Raw genomic sequence first — 6556 nt, 5'->3', positions numbered from 1 at the left:
GTGGGCAAAGGGCACGTCGAACTCGGCCGGGATGGAACCCTTCTGCTTGGACGTCTTGATGAAGGCGTCCAGGTCGTCACCGATCACCTCGGCCATGCACGTGGTGGAGACGGCGATCATCTCCGGCTTGTACAGGTTGTAGGTGTTGGCCAGGCCGTCGATCATGTTGTTGAGGCCACCGAACACGGCCGCATCTTCGGTCATCGAGGAGCTGACGCAGGAGGTCGGTTCCTTGAAGTGACGGGAGAAGTGCGAACGGTAGTAAGCCACGCAACCCTGGGAGCCATGCACGAAGGGCAGGGTCTTTTCGAAGCCGACGGCGGCGAACACGGCGCCCAGCGGCTGGCAGGCCTTGGCAGGGTTGACCGTCAGGGCTTCGCGGGCGAAGTTCTTCTCGCGGTATTCCCAGGTCTTGGCGTATTCGATCTGCTTGGCCAGTTCTTCGGCAGGCACGCGGAACTCGAACTGGCTCCGCTTGTTGTCGAACATGGCCTTGTATTCCGGCTCGCGGAACAGGTTTTCGTGGTCGAGGACCTTATCAACGTTTTGGGGCATGACAGCACTCCTAGAATCAGTAATCAGGGCGGGGCGGCGGGGCCACAGCCCCGCCCGGAAGAGGAATTAGGCAGCCTTCTTCCACGGAGCCTTGGTGAGGCCCCAGACCGGCGAGTTGATCGCCATGTCCATGTCACGGGCGAAGATCGCGAAACCGTCGTAACCGTGGTACGGGCCGGAGTAGTCCCAGCTGTGCATCTGGCGGAAGGGCACGCCCATCTTCTGGAAGACGTACTTTTCCTTGATGCCGGAGCCGACCAGGTCGGGCTGGACCTTCTCGACGAACTTCTCGAACTCGTAGCCGGTGACGTCGTCGTAGATCAGCGTGCCGTCCTTGACGTAGTGCGTGGTGCGCTGATAGTCATCGTTGTGGCCGAACTCGTAGCCGGTGCCGACCACTTCCATGCCCAGATCCTCGTAGGCGCCGATCACGTGACGGGGGCGCAGGCCACCGACGAAGAGCATGACCTTCTTGCCTTCCAGGCGGGACTTGTACTTGGCGATGACTTCATCAACCATGCCGCGGTACTTGGCGATGACCTTCTCGGTGTTGGCCTTGATGGTGTCGTCGAAGTGGCTGGCGATCTCGCGCAGGCTCTTCTCGATCATCGTCGGGCCGAAGAAGTTGTACTCGACCCAGGGGATCCCGTACTTCTCTTCCATGTGCCGGCTGATGTAGTTCATCGAGCGGTAGCAGTGCAGCACGTTGAGCTTGGCCTTGGGGGTGTTCTCCAGCTCGGCGATGGTGCCGTCGCCGGACCACTGGGCGATGACGCGCAGACCCATTTCCTCAAGGAGGATGCGGCTCGACCAGGCATCGCCACCGATGTTGTAGTCACCGATGATGGCCACGTCGTAAGGGGTGGATTCGAAGGTGTTCTTGTTCGGATCCACCTTGTCGAAGACCCAGTCACGCACCGCGTCGTTGGCGATGTGGTGGCCGAGGGACTGACTGACCCCGCGGAAACCTTCGCAACGCACCGGAACGATGGTCTTGCCGACGTATTCCTTGGCCTTCTTCTTCGACACGGCTTCGATGTCGTCACCGATCAGGCCGATCGGGCATTCGGACTGGACGGTGATGCCCTTGTTCAGCGGGAACAGGACTTCGATCTCGTCGATGATCTTCTCCAGCTTCTTGTCGCCGCCGAAGACGATGTCCTTCTCCTGGAAGTCGGACGTGAATTGCATCGTGCCGAAGGTGTCGATGCCGGTCTCACCGATGTAGTAGTTCCGGCGCGAGGCCCAGGAATACTGGCCGCAGCCCACCGGGCCGTGGGAAATGTGGATCATGTCCTTGATCGGGCCCCACACCACGCCCTTGGAACCGGCGTAGGCACAGCCACGGATCGTCATCACGCCCGGCAGGGACTTGATGTTGGACTTCACGCCGCAATCCGGCTTGCCATCCTCGAAGGTGCCCAGGTGCTTGGCGCGCTTCTTGGCGGTCTTTTCCGGGTAGGCTTTCAGCACTTCTTCGATAAGTGCCTTGTTTTCATCAACGGTCAGGCTCATTTCATTGCTCCTGTCATTTAATCAGGTGGGTCGAGAGTAGAGAGCGGAGAGTCGAGAACAGGTCGTGTCAGCCAGTGCCCGGGGGCACCGGAGGAGAGCCGGCACAAACTGCCCCGACTCTCGACCCTCGACTCTCGACGCGTCAGGCGACGAGTTCGGCCGCGGTCTTGCCGATGACGGACTCGTCTTCCTTCTTCATGATCCCGAAGTCCATCAGCAGGTCCTCGAGCTCATCCATCGTGATCGGCGTCGGGATGGTCCCGTTGCCGGCGTTGTTGTGGACCTTCTCGGCCAGGGAACGGTACTCGCCGGCCTGCTTGGAGTCGGGTGCGTACTCGATGACGGTCATGCGGCGCAGTTCAGCGTGCTGCACGATGTTGTCGCGGGGAACGAAGTGGATCAGCTTGGTGCCCAGCTTGCCGGCCAGGGCTTCAGCGAGTTCCAGTTCCTTGTCGGTCTGACGCTCGTTGCAGACCAGGCCGCCCAGACGCACGCCACCGGAGTTGGCGTACTTCAGAATGCCCTTGGAGATGTTGTTGGCGGCGTACATGGCCATCATTTCGCCGGACATGACGATGTAGATTTCCTGAGCCTTGTTCTCACGGATCGGCATGGCGAAGCCGCCGCAGACCACGTCACCGAGCACGTCGTAGGAGACGTAATCGACACCGTCGTAAGCGCCGTTTTCCTCGAGGAAGTTGATCGAGGTGATCACGCCACGGCCGGCACAACCAACGCCGGGTTCCGGGCCACCGGACTCGACGCAACGGATGTCGCGATAACCCACCTTCAGGACGTCCTCGATTTCCAGGTCCTCAACCGAGCCGGCTTCGGCAGCCAGGGACAGAACGGTGTCCTGGGCCTTGGCGTGCAGGATCAGACGGGTGGAGTCAGCCTTCGGGTCGCAGCCGACGATAAGGATCTTCTGACCCATTTCGGCCAGAGCGGCCAGGGTGTTTTGGGAAGTGGTGGACTTGCCGATACCACCTTTGCCGTAAAACGCAATTTGACGAAGTGCAGCCATTTTCGGATCTCCTGAATGAATTGAACGGGTATTGCTTCACTGACGAATTCCGGGTGTTGGGACCCATCTACCTTGCAACCGGAATGCAGCCTCTCGTGTCCGTCTTGCTCTTCGTATTCACACGCTTCGGCGAGCCTTTATCGGTGCGAGGAGCATTCAGCAATCGCCGTGCCAACCTCGAATATTTTCTTCAACATATTGTTTTAATTGAACTAATTGGATAACGAGCACTTCCCGAAGTAGATTGAAGGCTGTGTGTGGAATACGACAAAGGGCCCAGCGCTGTCAGGAAGGGCACAGACCGCCGGCGCAGCCCCCAAGACCTCAAACAAACCCGACACAGCCCTGCAAGGCGCTGATACAAAAGGGCTTTATTGAATCCAGCAGAAGCTCCAGAGGGGGCGGCACAACAATTGCCTATACAAGGCATGCACACGGCCCCGACACACCGGGCCCACCGCCCCGCCGTAACCCTGGAGTCTTCACCATGAGCAAGCCGGACACCCCTGCCGATGCCCTGCCCGCCTGCCCCGCCCGGGTCGTGGTGGGTTATCTCCGGCGCGATGGCTGGGCCGTACCCGTCTACGGCGAGCCGACGCCAGCCCCGGCGGTCAGCCCGGCCACACCGCCCGCCCCGTCGGTAGCCTCCGAACCTGCCGGCGCCAACCCCCACTTCACCCGCCTCGGCGGCGTGGTGGTGATCGAACAGCTGGTCGAACGCTTCTACGTGCTGATGGACAGCCTCCCCGAGGCCGTCACCATCCGCGCCATGCACGGCCCCAACCTGGCCCCGGTCAAGGAGGTGCTGGTGCGCTACCTCACCGAATGGACGGGCGGGCCCCAGGTGTATTCCGCCGAACGCGGCCACCCGCGCCTGCGCCGCAAGCATCTCCCCTTCGCCATCGGCCAGGCCGAGCGCGATGCCTGGATGCTGTGCATGACCCGGGCCCTGGACGACGTGGTCGCCGACCCGGAGCTAAAGGATCAACTCACCCGCGCGTTCGCCAAGACCGCCGATTTCATCCGCAATGACAAAGGAAGCAGTCATGACCACCACTCTCACTAACGCCATCCTCGACCTGGACGAAAAGGGCCGCCTGCTCAACCCGGTGTTCAAGGGCGAAACCAAGAAAGCCGGCCGCTACGGCTTCCGCGGCGACGTCGCGCTGAAGTTCGCCGAACAGTTCGCCGACGAAAAGCGCCCGCCGGAAATCGTCACCGACCAGGTCATGATGGTCTGCGACGACGGCGCCACCATCCCCTTCTTCAGCAGCTTCCTGCTGTCCTTCGAGTACCTGGCCCTGGTGCATGAAGTCCTCGGCCCCTACTTCACGCCCACCGGCAAGTACATCGTCTTCTGCGACAACATCGACCTGTCGAAGAAGTACACCGTCAAGCTCGGCGAGATCAGCTACACCGTGCTGCCCATCGACGAAGCCACCGTGTACAACGAGACCCTCGAACTGCTGTACCTCGAGAAGAACGATCTGAAGAAGTTCGACACGGCCGGCAAGCTGGACGCCGTGGCCAACGGCGCCACCAAGTTCTCCGCCACCTACACGCCGCTGACCTACGAAGAGGGCCTCAAGATCATGGGCCCGATCCGCGACCTCGGCGCCAACCGCCCGGTCTGAGTCCCCACCACCCCATGAACGAGCCGTCGCCCCGCCGCGGGGCGGTGGCCGAGGACTGGGCCGGAAACGGACGGGGCACCGAGCCCGGCCGCTGGTACACGACCAACCTGGTCGGGCTGCCGGTCGGCCTGCTCGGTTCCACGGCCTTCAACGCTCACCCCCAGCCACTCGCCATTGCCGGCGTCCAGGAAACCCACCGTGGCCTGTTCCGGCTCCTTGAGACTGCCGGCGACCTGACGGCAGCGTCAGCCGTTTTCCGTCATTTCATGGAAATCGTCTTCGGTCTCGCCCCGCCCGAACCCGGCACCCGCAGCACACCGCGCGCGCGCCATCGCTCCAGTTACCTGAAACTGCTGCAGGGTTGGGGGCTGGACTCCAACTCCGCCGCCGGAGCCGTGCTGAAGGGCTGGGCCGAGAGCCGTTTCGGCCTTGTGCCGACCTTTCACAAGGCACCTCTGGGCCGCTTCCCCTCACCGGCGTGGATTGCCTACATCGAGGAAAAGGGCAGCAGCCGCTTCCACAACAACTGCATCCACCAGCAGCTCGACCTGCTCTTCGAATACTGCCAATGGGCGATCCGGCGTTTCGGGCTGCCCGCCCGGGACTACGTGACCCTGTGGCGCGGCATCAATGACTTCACCGAACAGCGGGTGATCGCTGGCGACCGGCGCGACCGGGCCTGCATCCTGCGGCTCAACAACGTGGTGTCTTTCTCCACCTCCCGCGAGCGAGCCGACGAATTCGGCGACTGGATCCTCGAAGCGTGCGTGCCGGTGGTCAAGATCCTGTTCTTTCCCGGCCTGCTGCCGGGCGCCCCCCTGGCCGGTGAAGGCGAGGTGCTGGTGATCGGCGGCGAATACGAAGTGGTGGCCCGCTATGCTTGATGCCCTCCTCCTGCGCACCCATCCCTCCATCCTGCCCACCGGTCTGCGCCCCGGCAGCCTGCGTGACAAGGCCCTCGGCGCCTATCTGGGCCTGGCCATCGGCGATGCCCTGGGCGCCACCACCGAGTTCATGACCCCCCGGGAGATCGTCGCCCAGTACGGCGTTCATCGCCATATGACCGGTGGCGGCTGGCTCAAGCTGGCCGCCGGCCAGGTCACCGACGACACCACCATGTGCCTGGCTCTCGGCAAGGCCATCCTCGACGCCAACGGCTGGTGCATGAAGGCCGTGGCCGAAGCCTACGTGGCCTGGCTGCGCAGCAAACCCGTGGATTGCGGCAACACCTGCCGGCGTGGCATCCGCCGCTACATGACCGACGGTTCCTTCGCCGGGCCGGCGGGCGACGGCGATGCCGGCAACGGTGCCGTGATGCGCAACCTGCCGGTCGTCCTGGCCACCCTGCATGATGAACACGCCTTCGAGGTCCGCAGCCTGGCCCAGGCCCGCTTCACCCACAACAACCCGCTTTCCGACGCCGCCACCCTGATCTGTGGCCGGCTGCTGCGCCGCCTGCTGCTCGGCGGCCACCTGCCCGACTGCCGCCCCGTCGCCGACGCCTTCGTCCTTGACCACCCCCTCTTCCGCTTCCAGCCCTACCCCGGGCGGGCCAGCGGCTACGTGGTGGATACCCTGCAGACAGTGTTCCATTTCACCTTCAGTGAAGGCAGTTTCGAGGACGCCCTGATCGGCGCCGTCAATCGCGGTGACGATGCCGACACCACCGCCGCCCTGGTGGGCATGCTGCACGGCGCCCAGTGTGGCGCCAGCGCCCTGCCCCGCGCCTGGCTTGATCGCCTGGACCGGACCATCGCCGCCGCCATCGTCGCCCAGACCGATGCCCTGCTGAACCTGGCCGCCCGCCCGCAGCTGTGAAAACCCTGCC

7 protein-coding genes are annotated in these 6556 nt (G+C 63.2%); 4 read left to right on the top strand and 3 right to left on the bottom strand.

Annotated features, from left to right (window positions below; translation table 11 throughout):
• From ACIQ09_RS12415 to nifH, 3 genes are all read right to left on the bottom strand, one after another.
• Nucleotides 1–555: DUF3364 domain-containing protein (locus tag ACIQ09_RS12415; protein WP_398310031.1), on the bottom strand; the 555-nt coding region annotated here is incomplete at its 3' end.
• Nucleotides 556–621: 66 nt separating this feature from the next.
• Nucleotides 622–2070 carry a nitrogenase molybdenum-iron protein alpha chain gene (nifD, locus tag ACIQ09_RS12410; protein ID WP_398310028.1) on the bottom strand — a complete coding sequence of 483 codons (1449 nt, stop codon included), beginning with the start codon at nt 2068–2070 and terminating at the stop codon, nt 622–624.
• Nucleotides 2071–2212: 142 nt separating this feature from the next.
• Nucleotides 2213–3094 carry a nitrogenase iron protein gene (gene nifH / locus ACIQ09_RS12405; RefSeq protein ID WP_296401870.1) on the bottom strand — a complete coding sequence of 294 codons (882 nt, stop codon included), beginning with the start codon at nt 3092–3094 and terminating at the stop codon, nt 2213–2215.
• A 487-nt stretch (nt 3095–3581) separates the two neighbouring features.
• On the opposite strand from nifH, the gene ACIQ09_RS12400 reads away from it, so the two are divergent.
• From ACIQ09_RS12400 to draG, 4 genes are read left to right on the top strand one after another with little or no spacing between them, the layout of a single operon-like run.
• Nucleotides 3582–4160: a group II truncated hemoglobin gene (locus ACIQ09_RS12400; protein ID WP_398310025.1), complete on the top strand. Its 579-nt coding sequence runs from the start codon at nt 3582–3584 to the stop codon at nt 4158–4160.
• Complete coding sequence (locus ACIQ09_RS12395) at nt 4141–4728, top strand: hypothetical protein (protein WP_398310022.1); 588 nt, start codon at nt 4141–4143, stop codon at nt 4726–4728. Before ACIQ09_RS12400 ends, ACIQ09_RS12395 begins: the two co-directional genes overlap by 20 nt.
• A 14-nt stretch (nt 4729–4742) precedes the next feature.
• Nucleotides 4743–5612, top strand: a complete 870-nt coding sequence (locus ACIQ09_RS12390) for an NAD(+)--dinitrogen-reductase ADP-D-ribosyltransferase (protein WP_398310019.1) — start codon at nt 4743–4745, stop codon at nt 5610–5612.
• Nucleotides 5605–6546 (top strand): ADP-ribosyl-[dinitrogen reductase] hydrolase, encoded by a 942-nt coding sequence (gene draG / locus ACIQ09_RS12385; RefSeq protein WP_398310016.1) that lies wholly within the window; start codon nt 5605–5607, stop codon nt 6544–6546. The genes ACIQ09_RS12390 and draG overlap by 8 nt, the downstream gene beginning before the upstream one ends.
• The last annotated feature ends 10 nt before the right edge of the window (nt 6547–6556 follow it).

It is taken from the genome of Zoogloea sp. (assembly GCF_044344315.1).
GTDB lineage: Bacteria > Pseudomonadota > Gammaproteobacteria > Burkholderiales > Rhodocyclaceae > Zoogloea.
This window is presented reverse-complemented; position numbering and strand designations above follow the sequence as displayed.

Bases quoted from the DNA above. Each gene is read 5' to 3' on its own strand.
- ACIQ09_RS12400 (WP_398310025.1), top strand. From the start codon at position 3,582: ATGAGCAAGCCGGACACCCCTGCCGATGCCCTGCCCGCCTGCCCCGCC.
- nifH (WP_296401870.1), bottom strand. From the start codon at position 3,094: ATGGCTGCACTTCGTCAAATTGCGTTTTACGGCAAAGGTGGTATCGGC.
- draG (WP_398310016.1), top strand. From the start codon at position 5,605: ATGCTTGATGCCCTCCTCCTGCGCACCCATCCCTCCATCCTGCCCACC.
- ACIQ09_RS12395 (WP_398310022.1), top strand. From the start codon at position 4,141: ATGACCACCACTCTCACTAACGCCATCCTCGACCTGGACGAAAAGGGC.
- ACIQ09_RS12390 (WP_398310019.1), top strand. From the start codon at position 4,743: ATGAACGAGCCGTCGCCCCGCCGCGGGGCGGTGGCCGAGGACTGGGCC.
- nifD (WP_398310028.1), bottom strand. From the start codon at position 2,070: ATGAGCCTGACCGTTGATGAAAACAAGGCACTTATCGAAGAAGTGCTG.